At 33.5% G+C, this 19,258-nt stretch carries 18 protein-coding genes and 2 pseudogenes; 6 read left to right on the top strand and 14 right to left on the bottom strand.

Annotation, left to right across the window (positions count from 1 at the left end; all coding sequences use genetic code 11):
* Positions 1–228: 228 nt before the first annotated feature.
* The 3 genes from ACIPKN_RS01915 to tsaA form a co-directional block, all read right to left on the bottom strand.
* The gene (locus tag ACIPKN_RS01915; protein ID WP_400932874.1) at positions 229–1,371 is read right to left on the bottom strand and encodes a DUF418 domain-containing protein; all 1,143 of its coding nucleotides are present in this window, start codon (positions 1,369–1,371) and stop codon (positions 229–231) included.
* Positions 1,372–1,848: 477 nt separating this feature from the next.
* Entirely contained in the window at positions 1,849–2,403 is a 555-nt protein-coding gene (locus ACIPKN_RS01910) for a GNAT family N-acetyltransferase (protein ID WP_400932872.1), read from the bottom strand.
* A 37-nt stretch (positions 2,404–2,440) separates the two neighbouring features.
* Complete coding sequence (tsaA, locus tag ACIPKN_RS01905) at positions 2,441–2,902, bottom strand: tRNA (N6-threonylcarbamoyladenosine(37)-N6)-methyltransferase TrmO (RefSeq protein WP_400933176.1); 462 nt, start codon at positions 2,900–2,902, stop codon at positions 2,441–2,443.
* A gap of 295 nt (positions 2,903–3,197) precedes the next feature.
* On the opposite strand from tsaA, the gene ACIPKN_RS01900 reads away from it, so the two are divergent.
* Entirely contained in the window at positions 3,198–4,202 is a 1,005-nt protein-coding gene (locus ACIPKN_RS01900; protein WP_400932870.1) for a nucleoid-associated protein, read from the top strand.
* 159 nt (positions 4,203–4,361) lie between these two features.
* The gene (locus ACIPKN_RS01895) at positions 4,362–4,670 is read left to right on the top strand and encodes a hypothetical protein (protein ID WP_400932868.1); all 309 of its coding nucleotides are present in this window, start codon (positions 4,362–4,364) and stop codon (positions 4,668–4,670) included.
* A 271-nt stretch (positions 4,671–4,941) separates the two neighbouring features.
* On the opposite strand, the gene ACIPKN_RS01890 is transcribed toward ACIPKN_RS01895, so the two are convergent.
* The 5 genes from ACIPKN_RS01890 to ACIPKN_RS01870 all read right to left on the bottom strand — a co-directional run bounded on the left by ACIPKN_RS01890 (position 4,942) and on the right by ACIPKN_RS01870 (position 7,050).
* Positions 4,942–5,211, bottom strand: coding sequence for a metallophosphoesterase family protein (locus ACIPKN_RS01890; protein WP_400932866.1), 270 nt, complete (start codon positions 5,209–5,211; stop codon positions 4,942–4,944).
* The gene (locus ACIPKN_RS01885; protein WP_400932864.1) at positions 5,192–5,479 is read right to left on the bottom strand and encodes a metallophosphoesterase family protein; all 288 of its coding nucleotides are present in this window, start codon (positions 5,477–5,479) and stop codon (positions 5,192–5,194) included. The genes ACIPKN_RS01890 and ACIPKN_RS01885 overlap by 20 nt, the downstream gene beginning before the upstream one ends.
* 22 nt (positions 5,480–5,501) lie before the next feature.
* Entirely contained in the window at positions 5,502–6,005 is a 504-nt protein-coding gene (locus ACIPKN_RS01880) for a DinB family protein (protein ID WP_400932862.1), read from the bottom strand.
* Between the two features lie 74 nt (positions 6,006–6,079).
* Positions 6,080–6,622, bottom strand: a complete 543-nt coding sequence (locus ACIPKN_RS01875; RefSeq protein WP_400932860.1) for a TlpA family protein disulfide reductase — start codon at positions 6,620–6,622, stop codon at positions 6,080–6,082.
* Positions 6,623–6,672: 50 nt separating this feature from the next.
* Positions 6,673–7,050 (bottom strand): hypothetical protein, encoded by a 378-nt coding sequence (locus tag ACIPKN_RS01870; RefSeq protein WP_142509053.1) that lies wholly within the window; start codon positions 7,048–7,050, stop codon positions 6,673–6,675.
* A gap of 309 nt (positions 7,051–7,359) precedes the next feature.
* Between ACIPKN_RS01870 and ACIPKN_RS01865 the strand changes: the two genes are divergently transcribed.
* Both ACIPKN_RS01865 and ACIPKN_RS01860 read left to right on the top strand, forming a co-directional pair.
* Positions 7,360–7,839 (top strand): DUF6530 family protein, encoded by a 480-nt coding sequence (locus ACIPKN_RS01865; protein WP_400932857.1) that lies wholly within the window; start codon positions 7,360–7,362, stop codon positions 7,837–7,839.
* Positions 7,840–7,858: 19 nt separating this feature from the next.
* Complete coding sequence (locus tag ACIPKN_RS01860; protein ID WP_400932855.1) at positions 7,859–9,235, top strand: MATE family efflux transporter; 1,377 nt, start codon at positions 7,859–7,861, stop codon at positions 9,233–9,235.
* 609 nt (positions 9,236–9,844) lie between these two features.
* Here ACIPKN_RS01860 and ACIPKN_RS01855 read toward each other — a convergent pair.
* The 4 genes from ACIPKN_RS01855 to ACIPKN_RS01840 all read right to left on the bottom strand — a co-directional run bounded on the left by ACIPKN_RS01855 (position 9,845) and on the right by ACIPKN_RS01840 (position 14,020).
* A complete protein-coding gene (locus tag ACIPKN_RS01855; protein ID WP_400932853.1) occupies positions 9,845–11,200 on the bottom strand; it encodes a sensor histidine kinase in 1,356 nt (451 codons plus the stop codon).
* Positions 11,197–11,835 (bottom strand): response regulator transcription factor, encoded by a 639-nt coding sequence (locus ACIPKN_RS01850; protein WP_400932851.1) that lies wholly within the window; start codon positions 11,833–11,835, stop codon positions 11,197–11,199. Before ACIPKN_RS01850 ends, ACIPKN_RS01855 begins: the two co-directional genes overlap by 4 nt.
* Before the next feature lie 12 nt (positions 11,836–11,847).
* Positions 11,848–12,423: a glycoside hydrolase family 73 protein gene (locus tag ACIPKN_RS01845; RefSeq protein WP_400932849.1), complete on the bottom strand. Its 576-nt coding sequence runs from the start codon at positions 12,421–12,423 to the stop codon at positions 11,848–11,850.
* A gap of 346 nt (positions 12,424–12,769) precedes the next feature.
* Positions 12,770–14,020 carry a glycoside hydrolase family 5 protein gene (locus ACIPKN_RS01840; RefSeq protein WP_400933174.1) on the bottom strand — a complete coding sequence of 417 codons (1,251 nt, stop codon included), beginning with the start codon at positions 14,018–14,020 and terminating at the stop codon, positions 12,770–12,772.
* Between the two features lie 335 nt (positions 14,021–14,355).
* Here ACIPKN_RS01840 and ACIPKN_RS01835 point away from each other — a divergent pair, with 335 nt between their 5' ends.
* Positions 14,356–15,243 (top strand): metallophosphoesterase, encoded by an 888-nt coding sequence (locus ACIPKN_RS01835; RefSeq protein ID WP_400932847.1) that lies wholly within the window; start codon positions 14,356–14,358, stop codon positions 15,241–15,243.
* An 83-nt stretch (positions 15,244–15,326) separates the two neighbouring features.
* On the opposite strand, the pseudogene ACIPKN_RS01830 reads toward ACIPKN_RS01835, so the two are convergent.
* Together ACIPKN_RS01830 and ACIPKN_RS01825 are read right to left on the bottom strand one after the other, a co-directional pair.
* A pseudogene (locus ACIPKN_RS01830) lies at positions 15,327–16,667 on the bottom strand (DHHW family protein).
* A gap of 54 nt (positions 16,668–16,721) precedes the next feature.
* Positions 16,722–17,975: an MBOAT family O-acyltransferase gene (locus ACIPKN_RS01825; protein ID WP_400932845.1), complete on the bottom strand. Its 1,254-nt coding sequence runs from the start codon at positions 17,973–17,975 to the stop codon at positions 16,722–16,724.
* A 521-nt stretch (positions 17,976–18,496) separates the two neighbouring features.
* Here ACIPKN_RS01825 and ACIPKN_RS26900 point away from each other — a divergent pair.
* Positions 18,497–19,249: pseudogene (locus ACIPKN_RS26900) on the top strand (IS30 family transposase); the annotation flags it as partial.
* Between the last annotated feature and the right edge of the window lie 9 nt (positions 19,250–19,258).

Here is a 19,258-nt window from a genome sequence, read left to right as displayed (position 1 = left end):
GAAGTTAATCCACCATCAAGCATCGAAATTAAGAAACCTATCACATTTGCAATCTCTTCTGGCGATGCGAGACTTCGCATGGTTCGTTTTCCTCTGGATTCATCTCTATTCCCTTCGTCAAATTCGTTATTCACTACCAGGACATTTAGCATTTACTCTTATTCCACTAGAACCATATTCGAGGGCTGCCAAAGGGGATTTCTCTCATCCCCTTTGTTGTAAAATTATTCAATCACTATTAATACTCTGTTCTTTTCGCTTTAATCGACCATCAATCGACCAATTCGTCCATATCCGTAAAGCCTGCTCAAATGGGCCACGCTTGAATTTTTTAAAATATAAGACGCTGCCAATGCACTGCACACAATAAATGCCTAATCCAAATAATATCCCATTCAAGACACCTAATTTTCCGAACAACCCAAAACCATAGGCAAAAAATACAGTTGTACAAATAATAGATTGCATTAAATAATTAGTTAAAGACAGCTTACCAACACATTCAAAGGCATGAATAATAGAGGACGTACGCCATTTCTTATAGAGTAAGGCGGCTACACATACATAGCCTAACGCTAAAACTTGTGCCCCACTCATCTGAAGCATAGTCGACAAATCTCCTTCTTTTAAACTTAAATATTTACATAGTATCCCTATAGGTACAAGTATCATACCTAGCTTATACCACTTTTGTTCCCGCTCTATATTTACAAATGCCCGCATTTTTGCAAGCGCCATACCAAGTAAAAACAACGGTGCATAAAATAATGGCGCTACAAATAATAGGATAGATGTTTCTTGTTCAGGCATTAGCCTATTTAGACGAAAATTGACGACATCTAAATAACTACCATGTGCATAAATGGTATCTGCTTTTTCAATATACGCATTGATATCCTGCTGATTTGCTGGGAGATCTAAGTTAATATTCATTATAATTGCGACTGAAAATACAAAGAAAATACTAGCCCATATGATAATTGTTTTTGCTTTTCGATTAATGAATGGTAACAAAAACAGAATCATACAACCGTAATATAAGAGTATGTCACCTTCCCATATAAATGTAGTATGCAGCCAGCCTAATAAAATGAGTCCCATGCTCCGTCGAAGTATAATCCATCGACTCTTCATCCCTTTTTCGCGTACAGATTCAATTAGCTTTATAAAAGAAAATCCAAATAACAGTGTAAAAATAGGCATAAAAGATCCACCAATAAATACCCTCACAAAATCCCCTGCACTTTGTGATGATAATTTTTTTAAGGCTCCATGCATGCCATATTGAAAAATTACTAAATTAGCAAGTAAAATCCCAAGCAAACTAAATCCACGAAGACTATCAACGAACGAAACCCGTTTCAATCCCATCATGTTTCCCCTTTCCATTCATTTAAAGAAAGAATAACGTAATAACCTTATAGCTATTTAATCGTAACCTTAAGACGGTCTTAAAAAACAGAAAAATAGGACTATTCTGTTTTAAATGCATAAGGGGATATGAGAATGGACGTATGTATTTTGTTCGATAACAAACAAAGACTTCTACTCATTAAATAGAAGTCCCATGTTATTGAAAAGCTATTATCTTAATGAATTTAACGTGAACATTCTTCAGAAAACGAGGGGTAAATATCCGTTCCGACTGAGCGCCTTCCACGGGGCGTCGTTTGTCCGAAAAGCGAAGCGACCGCAAAAGGGTTTATCTGCGCGAATGCGAAGCAGCAGCATCAACAAAAGGCGTTATCAAAATACGTAATGCATTCCCCGAACTCGCTTCATCCGATCCAGGATCTCATCTAAGACTTATCCTCGAGGAAGAATTTAAGCTTTACATATTCATTTACTTCATTGATATGCTTTAGCATCTATAGAATAATGAAGCAATCCTTCAAAATCCTTCAATTCCGAATTAAGATTGTTATACGTATATTCATAGCTCATTCCCAGTTTATCTACAATTCGTAAAGATGCCATGTTTTCAGGATGAACAACAGCAATAATTTTAGGTAAACCAATCTTATAAAATGCATAATTCATCAAAGCTTTTGTTGCTTCAGATGTTATTCCTCGCCCTCTATAAGCTTCAGAAATACCGTAATAAATTTCGATTTCTGTGTTTTTTACATCATCGGGGCCAAGCCCGCAATAACCAATTAATTTTTGACTCTGCTTCTCTACAATAGCTAGATTAAGCTTATGTATTTTAGTAGGCGTGTTTTTTAAGTTACATTGAATGGACCACTCTATTACTCGCTGAACATCATCGCGGCTTGGCACGTCCTCTGGGATAAATCGGTAAAAACCAGGCTCAGAAACGACTGCATATAACTCATCCAAATCAGTTAAAGCATATGGACGAATTACTAGTCTCTCGGTTTCAATATGAAGATTTAAAAACATAATGATTTCTCCTTAACAAATAAAATAAAACAATATACTAGTCCCAATAATTCTTCATTAAATCAGTTGCCCAACGTGGCTGTTTTATTTCACCTTTCGGTAAAAATTCTTTCATTACAGGTTTTATATCAATGATTGGCGTTCCATCAATAGCATCTAAGCCTTTAACGATTAATGTTCTATCTTTTAATTCTAGTAATTCTACAACTGTTACGCCTATTTTATTAGGTCTATTTTTACCTCTCTGTGCAAAAATACCAACTTCCGGATAGTCCGTATTATTTCTTGGATGCCTCGCTTCATATTGAATTTTTTCAGCTGCCACTTTGTCAAAATAAAAAATTATTTCTAAATGAGAAAAATCATCAATCCCCTTTAAAGATGATTCATACATATCTTTTGTCAATTCAATAGTAGACATGACGCCACCCCAATTGTCGTCTTCAATCATTGTTCGACTATTGCTCACTACAGCTATTGGTTTAATGTTATAAAGCATATCAAGACCTCTTCTCTTTGTAAATTTCTTCATGCATAGTTCCATTTAATCCTAGTATACTTCAGCTACCATCAATATCAATTTAAGGTAATGCACTTGTGATTTCAAAGGAGTTTCGCTATTTAATAAAGAACCCATAGTCTCTCCTTATAACAAATGTATCAACAAATCTCTTAAATGCATGTATTCAATGTTCTTTTTTATTTTATTATTCGTAAAAATAAAATACATGAAAATGTTGCGTGGGATATGATATGGTATATTATCTACAATGAAATTTTAGAAGGTGGAAAACATGCTTGAAGTAAGTGAAAGTAAGTTATTACAATATATTTTACATTTTATTGACGATACACTCGTGTTAGGTGAGGAATCATTATCACAGCCAGAGGTCATGCTAGAGGCAGCTTTTACACAGCTAGCGTTTAGCAAAATCGATTTAGAGCAGCAACTCGAATTTTTTCATGAAACAGACATTGCCTTAAACGAGGTTTACACATATGTGAGGGCAATATTTGATCAGGAGACTAGTTTCTTAGAACAATCAATCAACATTGCTAAACACTTACATAGTGTATCTCAACATCCTAACATTAAAAGTGGCGAATTGTTTATTGGATTATTTGACAATTGTTTTCTAACTACAGAAGCTAAAAAAATAATCGCCATCGTTAAAATTGATGAAAAGGAAATGTTTTTAGATGTAAAAAACGATCACAACAAAATGGTCGTCAATGGTGTTGATGGAATTAATGTAAAGAAAATTAATAACATGGCCATTATCGTAGATATGGGGACGGATGAGGCACCTGCTGTCTTTATGAAAACAAAAAGGAAAGAAGATATTGTCTACTGGCAAGAACGATTTTTAAAGATTAAAGCAGCTGATGAACATTATTACAAAACGAATTTAGCGTTAACAGAATGCAAAAAATATATTTTAAAAGAAGAAAGCTTTACAAATACTGAGAAACTTGGGCTTTTAAACAAAACGCTTGATTACTTTAGAAATGAAGATGAATTTCAAGTAAATAATTATATTGAAACAGTATTTGATAATGCTGAACCAACACAAAAAGATATTATTATAAATTCGGTAAAACCATATGAAACCATAATTTCTGAAAGTGCGCTTGAAAAGGCTGAAAAAAAATATAAACGTAAAATTAAACTCGATTCTAATATTGAAATCCAGGTAAATGTACAGGATATCGAGCAAGTGGAAGAACTAATTGAAGTAGGCTACGATGAATCTACAAATCGAAAATTCTACAAAATTTATTTTCAGGAAGAACTATAATGATATACTTGTGGCTTTCCAAATGTTTATAGGAAAGCCTCTTTTTATTGTTTAAAAAACTTATTTCCACAATGAGGATCTCAAACAGAACCATTTCTTTCAAACTATTACCCAATATGTTACAATTTCCTAAAACGATTAAGGAGGGGTGTTTGTAATATGTCCTATATAAACGAATTACTTAATAATATTGATAGTGCTTCCATCGAGATTTTACTTGAACTCCTTTTAGTAACTACATGTATTTCAACCATAATTTATTTAGTAACTAAAAACCAATATATTTCATACTTATCGTCTGCACCAATATTTTATTTTCTTTCATTAAATTTCAGTCACAATTCTCACTTCATTCTGCTCGTCTTAGCAATGACAGTTCAAGCCTCTGTTATTTTATTTATCCAAAAGAAGGACCTACTAAAAGTAATTACAGCGAAAGAGCAAAGCTCACGTCAATATTTAAAATGATACAATAAAGGACTTGTTTGTATGATTTATCAACAAGTCCTTTTACTTTATTATCCTATTAATTTGGCATAATTGCCTCGGAGGCTTTAGCTTCTCTCAGCGAATGTTTGGACACCCGCTTAATGCTCTGGCCCAATCAGACCTATTTTGAACTTCACTTTGTTTAATAGCTACCTTAATATCGTAAGGAATGCTTAACTGCTCAATCATCCATTCACCATTCCGCTTTTCTACGACTGTATAATTCGCAAATGATGTACCGGATTCAATCTTAATAATAGAACGGTTCAACTTCTTCATAAGCAGGCAAACCGACACTGCCTGGATTAATAATGATTTTGTTATTAGGTAAATAAACAATCGTTGGAAAATGGGAGTGACCACAAAAAATAATATTTTGTGGGATATCTTTTACTAATTTCATTATTTCCTCTGTCTGTTTTAAAGTAACACAATTTGGCGTTATTTCATTCAACATATATAGCTCATCATTTTCAGGTGAAGCATGACAAAAGTAAAAATCATCTGTCTGAATCGACAATGGCAGGTTTATGTTCTTCTGAGAGCACGTTTATTACATATTGCACGGTTGGATTTTCCGATGAAGACTCCAACAATATCCGATCACAATTCCCACTTACACTTTTAATATTTGTACTCTTTATCATTTCATATGTTTCTAACGGGAATAACGGTCCATAAAGAGTGTCACCTAAATTATATATCTTATCGATACTTCTATATTTTATATCCTCTAACACTGCTTTTAATTTATTTCCATGAATATCTGATAATACAGCTATTTTCACACTATCATCGTCCTAATTAGTTTTACATTTTTGGAGCTTCCATACCGAAATTTGCCCACTCCTCTTTAGCTGGCCCATAAATGCCTGGGACAGTTAATCCCGCCTGTCGCATGAGAACCGTCATTTGTCCCCGATGGTGATTCTGATGTTGAATCAAGAACATTAACAATGTACCAATTCGCATTTCTTGACCGAAAAAATTGATGTCCTCTTGAAGGGTTTGATCAGTCCAATTTGTTTTTACTGCTTTCACAAATGCATTATTAGTTTGGGAATAGCTATCTGCAATAAATTGTGCTGAAGTGGGAACAGGATAATCTTTAGATGGAGCATCAAATGGTAAACTTGTATTTGAAGTAATGATTCGAATTGCAGTAACAGTATGCCAAGCAATACGTCCTAAAGTCCAATTTTCAGACGTTATTTCCTGTTTAAGAGATTCATCAGTTAGATTATTTAATAATCCCTGTGTACAATTTGCTTCGAACGCCCAAGACTTAAAAAAATCATTTAAACGCTGATACATAAAAATCCCCCTCTTTTCTTAAAAGTAACACCAACAGAAAAGTGCTCCCATCGTAAAGGAACAGTGTTTACAGTTTAGTAGAGTGTATCAATATATTTATTTAATTCTTTTTGATTAAGCCCTCCTTTTATCGAGTATTTCAATATACCTTTAGAATCAAATATAAAAGTTGTTGGATAAGCCATTATTTCAAATGATTTTTGAAGCTTACCGTCTATATCAAGAAATATAGGGAAATTCAAATTGTATGTTTCTTGAAATTTCATGGCATTTTCACTACTATCATTAGAAGTTGCATTGATCGCTAACAGCTCAACATTTTCTGCTTTATTGTTATAAAAATCCCTAAATTCAGAAGCCTCTTCTTGGCATGGTCCACACCAAGATGCCCAAAAGTTAACGATTAGGACCTTTCCATTGTATTCTTTAAATGTTGTTGATGATTCGTCTAATCGTGTTAATTTTGCATCAAAAACAAGCTGTTTTGTTCCATCTTCATTTTCTACTATCGGATTGACTGTTGTTTCTTTTATGAATACATTTTTCACAACAATTCCTACAAGTAATACGACTAACAAAGCAGATATATAATAACCTAAACGCTTTTTAACCTGCACAAAATCACCTACTTAACCCTTTTTAATTATCGTTTTCTCTTAAAACGTACCTAGATTGAATTTCGATAAGCTAACATTAATTTTTCTTTGGCTTTCTGACCTGCTATTCCGTTTTTTAATAATTCATCAGATTTTTGGTGATCTAAAGTTTTTGTAAATTGATTGATTAGGCTATCCAACAAAACGTCGGTCATCCCGCCTGTGCTTTGATTTGTATCTTGTCCCTTTGGTAATTTTGTTTCTTTAATCATTACTCTTTCACCATTTAATTTTGTTATATAATGACGAATATAACCACCTTCTCTTATAATTTCATATTTCACTTTTGCCTCTTTATTTTTATCTAAAAATAAATCTGGAGATAGTCTATTATTTTCACCTTTTTTAATCGTATTTATGTAATTATTATTTGTAGGTTGGATTCTCATTCTATTACCCTCTTTCATTCGTTTTTCCGATTTTCAAAGAATAATGCCTATTTGATTTCCATTATATAAACCAATTACCATTTTAACCAATTTAACGAATTCAGTCTACTCTCTATAAATTGTAGTAACTATCCCCTTTAATCAATGCAGTCTTACAAGATAACATTTCAACTAATTTGTTCGTCGGACCCATTATACGAAAAATTTTCCACATAAAGATTGACCTCCGAATTTGTCCAATGCTATATTTACTAATGCAGTAATTTACTAAATTACTAAAAATAGAACTAACAAAGGAGGATGTAATTGATGAAAATACCTACTCATTTAAAGCATAAACCTGTTATTGTTGCTGAAAATTATGCCAATATTGATGGGCGCACTGCTTATCATACAGATGCGCAAGGGCTGTCACTTGGCTTAGCTCAATGGAATGACAGAGGCAAGGTTGATATTTCGGCTAAAGTGTGGCGTCATACAGGTGGTAAATGGTCACGTCAATCGGAAGAATTACCACTTCATCGTGTGCTTGACCTTGCTATATTAGTATGTGAATCTCAGCTTCATTTTAAGGAAGCTTATCGCTACGATCATTTATATGATGAAGAAAACCCTGTTATTAAACGTATTGGCTTACAAGGAGATGCAATGACAGTGGAAGTATGTACGGAAAATGAACAAATTGAAGAGGATATTAAGCTCTTTAATCAAGCTTTAAGTGCGGATGGTGAACTAATTGGCGAACGCCTGCACACTCTATCACATATTTTAAAAGAAATGGGTTATTAAAACCCAAGAGGGGATAAAAATGAACCAACAAATTTTACATGATGATAAGAAACTGCAAAAAGCTTTTTTTAACTTTTTAATCCCGGTTATGCTAGCGAATGTGCTGCAGTCACTAGGGCAAGTCTTTGGCATGTTTATAGTTGGGCGCAATTTAGGTGTTGATGCGCTGGCAGCAATTTCAGCATTTTTTCCATTCTTCTTCTTTTTAATGGCATTTGCTATTGGGATTGGTTCAGGTAGCTCGATTTTAGTAGGGCAAACGTATGGGGCTGGCAATCATGAAAAGATGAAGGAGGTTGTAGGGGTAACTTTAGCCTTTACAACGATTTTATCGATTGTCGTCGCGATTTTTGGTGGCTTTTTTATTGAGTGGATTTTACGCTTTATGCAAACACCCGCAAATATATTAGATATGAGTATAAGCTATGCTCAAATCTTATTTTTCACATTACCAATTATGTTCTGGTATATGGTGTACACAACCTTTATGCGTGGTGTAGGTGATTCCAAAACACCTTTTTTATTTTTAGTCATAAGTGTTATTTTAAATATCGCATTCCTACCACCATTAGTTTTCGGCTGGCTTGGTCTGCCTAAGTTTGGTTTAAACGGCGCTGCTTATGCCTCTGTGTTATCCAATCTAGTGACGATGTTATTATTATTTGCCTACTTGCATAAAACAAAGCATATTTTACGCTTAGACAAATCGATTCTACAGCATTTTAAATTAAAGAAGGATATTTTAGCTTCATTACTAAAGTTAGCCATTCCAGCAAGCATTAGTATGGTTGCAATCTCTGTAGCAGAAATTGCTGTAATAGGCTTTGTTAATGTTTACGGCTCCGATGCTACGGCTGCTTACGGTGTTGTCAATCAGGTCGCTAGCTATGCGCAGGTGCCGGCGATGAGTATTGCTATTGCAACCTCTGTATTTGTGGCGCAGGCTTTAGGGGCAAACTCTACGGATATGATTAAAAAAATTCGTCAATTTGGTGTGCTCGTTAACTATATTTTAGGTGGCGCGATTATTTTAATCATGTATTTATTTGCGGAGCCTATTTTATCTTTCTTTATTGATAAACAGGATACGGTACTTATCGCCAAGGATTATTTATATATCGCGTTTTGGAGTTATTTAATTTTTGGCCATACACAAACCGTTTCAGCTACAATGCGAGCTACGGGTGTTGTCTTATGGCCTACAATTTTCCTAGTCATTGCAATTTGGGTAGTCGAGGTACCATTGGCGTTTGTTTTGTCGCACTACACTACATTCAAGCTAAACGGCGTTTGGATTGCTTACCCTACTGCCTTCTGTGTACATTTTGTATTACAATACGCATACTTCAAGCTAGGCTGGCAAAAACGAACATTAAAAGCAATGCTCAGCGATTAATTTTTTATGATAGTGTCTGTAGACAAAGTTATATGTAACTTTGTCTACAGACTTTTGTATAGGTGTATAGAGTAAATAGTTTTGTTGACCCACCATTATTTAAGCTTGGCTAGGCGGGATTATTCCCCAAACCAATAAGATAAAGAATACCAATCCAATTAAAAAGAATATAATTGAAGCAGTAAATATCGGACCTAATTTATAAGTGAAACGTTCTCTTTTCAGAATTATGCCTGTTTGCCCACTAGCTTGAGATGCAAATAATCTAGATATAGCTCCCCACTACTTGAAAAGTAAAAAGTGCCCCCAGCAAAAACTATACCAGTGCAAAACATTACCTCAAACAATCTTACGGAGAAAAATGAAGCAATAAGGATTTATCAAAACTTTTTATTAATTTATTCAAAGTTAATTAGGCTTATTTCTTTAAATACATGTATGGAAAGATACAACTACCAAATAAAAAACAATGTTGCGATTGTTTGTTTTTTAGACTAGTTATGCAACATTGTTAATGTTTTAATTGTTATTTAAAGGTAGTTCAATAACTGTTATCATTTAATTTTAAGGCTCATTAAATTTTTAATTAGCAACAAGCAACAATATGGTTTAATGCATATCCACGCGATTATGATTTACAAAATCGATTTTAAAAATGATTTTACCGTTAGATAGCGTTGCTTGAGTTGAATATCCTAATTGTTCAGTAAGGCTTTTAACAGTAGCAAGTCCTAGCCCCGTACCTGAAAAGTTCTTGTCACGAGAGCTTTCTCCAACATAAAAGGGATGCCATATTCTAGATATATCAGTCAAGGTAGTATCATTACTAATTTCAAACACACTGTCTTGACCAAAGAAAATATGAATTTCATTTCCAGAAGCATATTTGACTGCATTACTAATCATATTTTCAAAAATGAAATGTACTTTATCTTGCTCAGTCGTCAGCATAAATTCAGTAACTTCAGTTTTAAAATAGATTTGTTTTTCCTCTTGTATATGTCGATAGTTATCCAGTATCTCATTAATCAACATAATTAAATCAAAGTTAGTTTTATTAGAATCATTTTCCTCTGTTTTGGCGAAATAAAGCATATCTGTAATTATTTTTTCCATTCTATCAACTTGCTTGTTAATGGTTGCAAGATAAGTTCCATCATCTATACCATCTTCAATCCCACTGGAATATACTCTAACTAATGCTAAAGGCGTTTTAAGCTCATGGGTTAAACCTATCATAAATTGCTTTAAGTCAATGTTCCGTTTAGATAAATCCTGTTGCGCTTTTTCGAGTGCCTTACTCATTTTATTAATACTTTTTGCAAGGTCCTCAATTTCATCTCCTGTCCGAATTTCTGCCTGTTTAAAATCCAACTCACCAATTTCTTTTGCAACCTTTGTTAATTTATTTAAAGGTCTTGTTAGCATTCTAGAAAGAAAGGCAGTAATTATAATAATTACTAAGATACTGACTATCAAAAAAATTATATTAAAGCGATTAATAAAATAAGCTATTTCAATAAAACTAGCCATAGAGGCTCCAATCATAATTAGATGATCATCTTCTTTTTTATAATGAGCGATAAAACTGGATTTTTGTTTTCCTTGATTATAAAGTTCGCCCACAGTCTTATCCTCTTTAACTTTTTGTAATATTTCTTCAGAAACCCAAAATTTATTAAGTGCTATATGCTTCCTTGCAAGTTGGTGTTTTAAATTACTATTCAGGTCTTCGATAGTATCATCTAACGATACCGAAAGAATAGTCACATCAAATTGTTTCTCCACCAAGCTCTCATCACCCAATTCCTGATAAGCTATAAAAGCATCAGATACCTTTTTATTAAATTGATGAAGGTAATATTTTGGTAGAAAAAACTGACTTACCGCAAGTGAGATGCTAAATGTGATAATAACAACAAGGGTTATATAAATAGTTAATTTTGTTCCAATTTTTTGTTTCATTCCGTTGTACTATATCCAACGCCCCGATGAGTTTGGATAATATCCTCCCCAATTTTTTCACGTAGACGTCGAATATGTGTATCTACCGTCCGCGGATCGCCCATGTACTCTATCCCCCATATTAAATCAAGCAGTTGATCTCGGGTTAAAATTTGTCTTCTATTTTGGCTAAATATACGTAAAAGCTCAAATTCAGTCTTTGTTAAAACCAATTCTTTTCCATCTCTCCATACACGTTTGGTTGAAATATCAAATGATACATCGTTTATTTGTTGAATGGATTCCATTTGCAACAATTTTTTTGCCCTCATTAATAAAACTTTTGGATAAAATGGTTTATTTACATAATCATCAGCGCCATCAGACAATGCAATAAATTCATCTTCTCCAGTATCTCTGGCTGTCAGTATTAAGACTTTAATTTTTTGAGTCCTCTTCATTTCGCGGCAAACTGTAATCCCATCTTTTTCTGGCATCATCCAATCCAAAATGGCCAAATCAATTTTTTCATTATAGAAAATATCAAGTGCCTCTGAACCATTTGTAGCCGTAAATACCGTAAACCCTTCCTTTTTGAAATAACTTTGTAAAATCCTTAGCATATCTAGTTCATCATCAGCGATAAGTACATTCATTATATTTATCTCCTAATTATCATATTTACCTAACTTATACTGTTCTATAATAGCAATTAATTTTTCAGGATACTTAGGATCTGTGGAATAATGGTTTTTTTTCAAAGCATGGGCTGCTTCTTGATAATTTGCTGCCGCAAGAACATCATAATATTGTTCCTTATTCCAACTCGTTCCGTCTAAAAATAATTTAGTATGGTCAATTAATGCACTTTTCAAATCGGGATAAGCTCTGAATTCAGCTTCTATTGTATAACTTTTATTATTTTCATATTCGATAGTTGGCATTTTTACTGACTTACCTTTGTAGCTACCTTTTATCCCAAATAAATTATTTGCCTTTACAGCTAATTCACTTTTGCCATAATTCGATTCTAGTATAGCCTGAGCTATTATTATACTCGGTAGTACTCCTCCTGTTTGCTGGTTTAATTTTACAGCTATAGGGGCGATTTCATCTATAAAATGATGATTTTCTCTATTTTCTTTTTGAAATGGTCTTATAGAAAAAACTAAAAGTAAAGTTAAACTAACAACTAGTACAATTATTGACACTTTGAATTTTCTATATTTGTAGATGCTTTTCATTATATAACCTCTTTTTGAATGAATTTATTACATGTATTTTAAAAGAGGAATGTTACAGTCATTTGACAAAAAAATAATATGAGATGAAAAACCTTTAATACGATTAATGAATACTTTGCTCGCTTATTTCCATAAAAAAGTGAGGCTGGGACAAATGTGTTTCAGCCAACAAAAATACCGAACTATCCAATGCAACTCTCATGAAGTGTTTCGGAATAGTTCGGTTTTTCTATTTATCTGTTTTGTTAATTTAGAGATTATTCGGCTTTATTAAGGAACCATTTAGTTATGTCCTAGCCCTACTGATAAAATAATTTTTTCTAAACCTATGTGTAAAAGAACAAGGTCATTTGTTCAGTGATTTTTCCAATTCATACCAAATCGAATTACCAACTTGTATATCTTTTCTATTCGGTTGTTCGCCATTTTCCTTTGCTTTCCAATATGCCTCGCTAGCTGGTTGACTTCCTAATTCAAAATCCATTCCTTCCCACGTATCTTCACGAAATGCATAAAACGCCCAGTGCCAGCCATAATCATCGAAAATATCAATTAAATCCTTTATATATTGATCGGCTCCACCAACCATTCGATTAATTCCAAACTCTTCAGCAATAATCCGGTTGTTTGGTAAATTGTGTTTCTCTGTCCATTGTGCAATTGGTTCTAAAAAATCTTTTAATGCAGCTTTATCGAACATTTTTTCTGTTTGATTTTCACCAACCTTCACCTTGCCAGGATAACTGTATGTGAATCCTTTGTTTTGATTTTGACTTGTCATTTCATAAGGTTCATACATATGGAATGCATATAACACATTTTCGTCATCTATTGGTTTTAAATATTTAATTGCCCACGGAGTGGCAAATAACCCAGTATCTAAAATAATTGGTGTATCAGCATCTACAGATCGTATAGAATCTACAATGGTTCCATAAAGCAAGTTTAAATCTGCAGGAGTATTTTTCACTCGCTTGTACCATTCGTCATAATCTTTTGTCCAAAAATCATTAAATCGTGTAGCTGTTTCAGGATGTGGTTCATTAATTACGTTATATCCTACCACTGCAGGATGGTCCTTCAAACGGGAGGCAAGATCTTTCCAGAAAAGTGCTGCTTGTTCATGATATTTAAAGTCTCGCCAAATACGGTCATCATTTGTATAGTTATTAAACTGTCTCCAACGATCTCCTGGAAGACTAAGAATAGTCAGCACAACTTTAGAACCTCTTTCATAGGCTGCATCCAAATCCTCTTTTAATTTTATAAAATCTTCTTCAACAATTCCCTCATATTGATCCGTATTACCGATTAAGAAATCTTTCTTGGGATCAGGATCTGGTTCGTCATGAAATAAAAAATCCTTATCTTTTGCCCATTTATCAGGAGCTAAACGGACAAACTCAATATTAAATTTGTTCGCCTCTTCATAATTTTCAGGTAGAGATTTAGAATTCATAAAGTTTGTTCCTTTTCGTTGCTCACCCCAAAAATCATTCTTTACCTCTTTTACTTCCTGTTTTTCTTGTTTCTTTTCTTGCGAACTACAACCAGCAGCAAGTGCTACTGTCAAAGCACAACCAAGGGAGGCTATCATTTTGAATTTATTTTTCAGCCATTTCCTTTGATTTATTTCTCTCATATTATCACCTCGTGATATATACTACTGAACTTATGTTACGTGAAAGTGACAAAAAAGCGGATGTGTGTATGTTTATTTGAAATCAATTTAAGGATTTTTTTAAAGTATTTAATGAGGAATATTCGGTAGAGGAGAGATAGCAAATTTAGTCTGTTAATTAAATTGCTATTCGAGAAATGATTCTTTGAATCTTTTTTTAAATAAATCTCCAAAATGACAACTGCCTGTAACATTAAAATGCTACAACATTTAATGATTGTAGTTTTTTATGACAAATATAGAGGTGGCATATGAAAGTTAATTCGAAACATACAAAAAAAAATAGAACGAAATTTAGGTGGAAATGTGTTATTTTCCTTACAATCCTCATTTTCCCAATCAGTACTTATTTATACGCGTCCCACTTTGAAACAAAATCATTGTCTATTACATGGACTGATATCAAAAATCCTAATATTCCTGAAGGATTTCAAAATGTAAAGATTGTGCAATTCTCTGACACGCACTTTGGACCGAATTTTTCTCATAAGCAGCAGAAAATGCTAATCGATCAAATAAATGAAGTAAAACCCGATATCGTCGTTTTTACAGGTGATTTAATTGACGATTTTAGTGAATATACTTCCGAAAGAAAATACTCACAAACTATTTTGTCCCAAATTCACGCTCCTCTCGGAAAATATGCAGTGTTCGGAAATCATGACCATGGAGGCGGTGGGAGTTATTTGTATAAGCAGTATATGGAGGAAGCAGGTTTTACAGTTTTAGTTAATGAAACTATAAAAATTAAGGCAAGCAATGGTGATTATATTACGATTTCTGGTCTGGATGATTTTTTACTTGGCAAGCCAAAAGTGCAACATACCCTTCAACACTTACAAGAAAAGGACTTTAACATATTGTTAGTGCATGAACCCGATGCAGTAAATGAAGTCCTTGAGTATCCGATTGATTTTCAAGTATCTGGTCACAGTCATGGCGGACAAGTACAACTGCCATTCATTGGCCCTATTATCACTACTTCATTAGCGAAACAATATGTAGAAGGCATGTATTTATTAAAAGGGAAATCAAAACCATTACAGTTGTATGTAAATCGAGGGGTTGGTACGACAAGAATGCCTATACGCTTTTGGAGTAAGCCTGAACTTTCTGTTTTTTCATTAAAAAATCGATGATACTCGCAAGATTTTCTTTCCGTCTATTCTAGGAGAATAAATAAGAAGCCTAATCATTTCTCATTTCGATTAGGCTTCGTTTTTTACTGAAATCTTTCAAGTGTTTTCACTATTTTCGCCGTATTAGTAGCAAATATATTATTGATAAATAATACTTCTTTTATTTCTTGTTCATCTATTAGTTTCTTAAAACCGCTATTGTAATATCTAGAATCTACTACATATAATTCGTCATAATGAGGGATTAAAAATGGCACAAAAGCATTTCCATATGACTCTTTTACAACGACTAGTTTCTTCCCGTTATTACTATCATTATTCTTAATTTTAATCATTGGGAAGTCTCCATGTAAAAATACGGAGTAAGCATTTACGCCCTCTGCATAATCAGCATATAATGTTGAAGAAACTGCTGTATTTTCATTCCCTTTTTCATATCGATATACTTCGTAATCAACTGGGATTTTGTAATACTCAACTATATCTTTTTTCTCTTTTAGTTTGGTATCTTGCGTTTGTGTAAATAGAGTACCTAAAAAATCTTCCTTAGAATATTTTTCGTATGCTTCTAATGATTTTGCTTTAAATCCAGCTTCTTTCGCAAATTGTTCGTAAGCATAATATGCACCTAGTGAAGTCCAATGGTGATCCGTATTAAAATATAGATACTCATTTTTATGCTTTTCTAATGCTTCATACGCGTTAATAGTCTTAATTTCACTATCAAGATTTCCATAAATTTCATCAATAACGGATTTTTGCGGTGTTGACATATGTTGATACTTTTTCGGCAATGCAAACTCTACACTTGTTGGAACTACCATATTATATACTGTTACATTCTCTCCTAGAGCTTGTTTCAAACTTGAAATAGTTTTGGAATATCGCAATGCATTTTCTGGATTTCCGTAAAATATTTCTACTGCTCTATCACCCAGTGTAATAATGGAACCGGATTTTTCAGCAACAGTATTTTCTGAAACTTCTTGCTTACTATCTTCAACAACACTCTCTTTAGTTTCCTTATTTTCTTCTTTAACAGCAGGTCTTTCACTTTCCTTGTCTATATCTTTAGAAGAACACCCTGCAATTAATAGGGTAGCAAGTGCTGAAACTATCATATATTTTTTCATTGTATTTAAATCTCCTTATATTTATTTCTGTATATTGTATATTTGTATCTCATCTGTTCCTGATCGTATTCCTTTAACATCACTATAGAAGGCACTCAACTCAATGAGCTCCTCCCGAAACGGAAATGCATCATTCACATATAAGTCTATTTTTGGGGCATAACTTTTATTTAGAAAACTTTCAGCTGAGAAGGTAGGAAAAGATGTTAATTGACGTTTTTCGTTTTCAGAAATGTTTTCTTTTGGTAACAGAAAGAATAATGTAAAGCCCACTATTATAATTCCAACCATAATGCCGATATGAATCATCTCAGATATAGTACTGTTTTTCATTCATTACTCTCCTCAAAATCTAAAATAAAGAAATGGATTATAACTTTCGTTAACCAGAACAGCTGTACATAGGATTAGAATCATAACATTTCCAATAATCAAGCAACCTTTGTACATAGCACCTTTACAAACTTTTTTTCCAAGGACTTTAACTAGTGGTGTACATAATAAAGTAGCAATTACTATCAAGAAAATATTGTTAGATATAATAATATTTAACTCAGTACTAGCGAAGCTTTGATTTGCAAAACCAAAGAGAACTTTTAAATAAGAGAAAGCTTCATTCATATTCGTAAAGTAGAAGAAGGTCCAACCTATAATTACAACCACTAGTAAATAGCAGTGTGAAATAATTCTCGGCAGTTTTTCTAAAATTCTTCCTATCATTTTTTTTTCTAAGTAAATTAAAATCCCAAAATATAATCCCCAAATAACAAAATTCCAACTAGCACCATGCCAAATTCCAGTTAGAAACCATACAGTCATTAAATTGAAAAATTCATTCTTTCGGTTTCCGCCAAGTGGAATATACACATAGTCTCTAAAGAAGCTTCCCAAAGATATATGCCAACGTCTCCAAAATTCTGTAGCAGATCGTGAAATATATGGATAGTTGAAATTCTCTTTATATTCGAAGCCAAATATTTTCCCTAATCCTATAGCCATATCTGAGTATCCAGAAAAATCAAAGTAGATTTGCAGCGTAAACATCAAAATACCAAACCATGCTTCTGTTACGGTTAAGCTTCCTGATGAACGCTCCATAAACATCGTGGCAAAACTACCCGCAGTATTAGCCAGCAATGCTTTTTTTCCTAATCCAATTACAAATCGATTCACACCATCGCTAATTTGGCTGATATTTGTAGTTCGATTCTCTATTTGTTCAGCAATATCCGAATATCTAACGATCGGTCCTGCTACTAACTGTGGAAACATTGATACATACAAAAGAAAAGTTGAAAACTTTCTTTGTGCCTGTACCTTTCCTCGATAGACATCTACTGTATAAGAGATTGTTTGGAAGGTATAAAAAGATATACCAATTGGTAATGAAACATCTGGTATTTGGAATGAGGTATTAAAAATAAGATTGATATTTTCATAGATGAAAGCACTATATTTAAATGCAATTAACAAAGAAAGATTTAATATAATGGAAGAAACGATACCATATTTAGCCCATTTCGTTCCATGAAATCTTCCGATATACAACCCATGATAATAATCAATACAACCACTAATAAGTAATACGACAATCCACACTGGCTCACCCCAAGCATAAAAACATAGTGAGCTTATTAACAAAATGAAGTTTTTAAACTTTCTATTTTTCACTGAGTAATACAGTATTATGCAGATAGGTAGAAACAAATAAATAAACAAAAGACTTGAAAAAACCATCGTATCCTTCTTTCATTTGGATAATATCAACCATTTGTCATAACTATATAACAAAGGGTTATTTTCTTTTTCTATTAAAAAAATGAGGAGCTCCAATCCTTCTACTTGTTTTACTCCTTTTCTATATGTGACATCGTAATTTTTGTGTTAACTTATTGAGCTTTTAGTATATGGAAATGGTTCTTTTTATCTTCCTCCTTCTGCTCCCACTATAGGCCTGTATTGTGACATCAACGTTACAATTTCAGCAAAATTACGAAAAAAGCAAGTAGTATTAAAGGATGCTGATTGTTCTCGGAATTAAAAAAACCAGCTCTGCTAAATTAGCTTTGCTGGTCATGGTACCACTTTGTAGATCTTTCAAATGTGAAGTCTAAGTAACGGCTGACGAAGCACAAGTACGTTACCACCAAAATAAATCCAACTGTGGTGCTAAGTCAAAATGTACGCCAGAAGTAAAAGAAGCTGTTCAAGAAAAGTTGCGGGATACTTGGTCGCCTGAACAAATTGTCGGCCGTTTATATTAAGGACAGCTGAGTTTTAAAACCATCTATCGCTGGATTTACGATGGTCTTTTAGAAGTGCCTATAACCGTTCTCCGTCAAAAAGGAAAGCGCCAAAAACCCCGCGAAACAAGAGGAAGATTTAACATTGGTACACCCATTTCTAAACGCCCAAAAGAAGTACGTAAACGTGAAACCTTTGGACATTGGGAGTTAGATACAGTTGTATCTGGATGTGGGAAAGCAAAAGGCTGTGTAGCAACATTTATTGAGCGAATGACACGGTGGTATGTTGGCTTTTTGATACCGGATCGCTCAGCTCAATCAATGGAAAGAGCAGTACGTCTACTTCATACTAAATTACCCAAAGGCGCTATAAAAACAGCCACAACAGACCAAGGTAAAGAATTTAGCTGCTATAAGTGTTAGACCTATTCTTCTTGGCAACGCAGAAGTAACGAAAATGGAAATGGATTACTTCGCGAGTTCTTCCCTAAGCAAACAAATTTCGATGAAATATCACCAGAAGAACTAACAGAATCATCAAACCATATCAACAACCGACCAAGAAAATTTCTTGGTTGGAAAACTGCAAACGAGGCTTTTAATGAGCAATTGTTGCACTTAATTTGACAAATCATC

It is taken from the genome of Lysinibacillus sp. NPDC086135 (assembly GCF_044746345.1).
Taxonomy (GTDB): Bacteria; Bacillota; Bacilli; order Bacillales_A; family Planococcaceae; genus Lysinibacillus.
The sequence above is the reverse complement of the archived record's forward strand: the minus strand, read 5'-3'. Positions and strand labels throughout refer to the sequence as shown.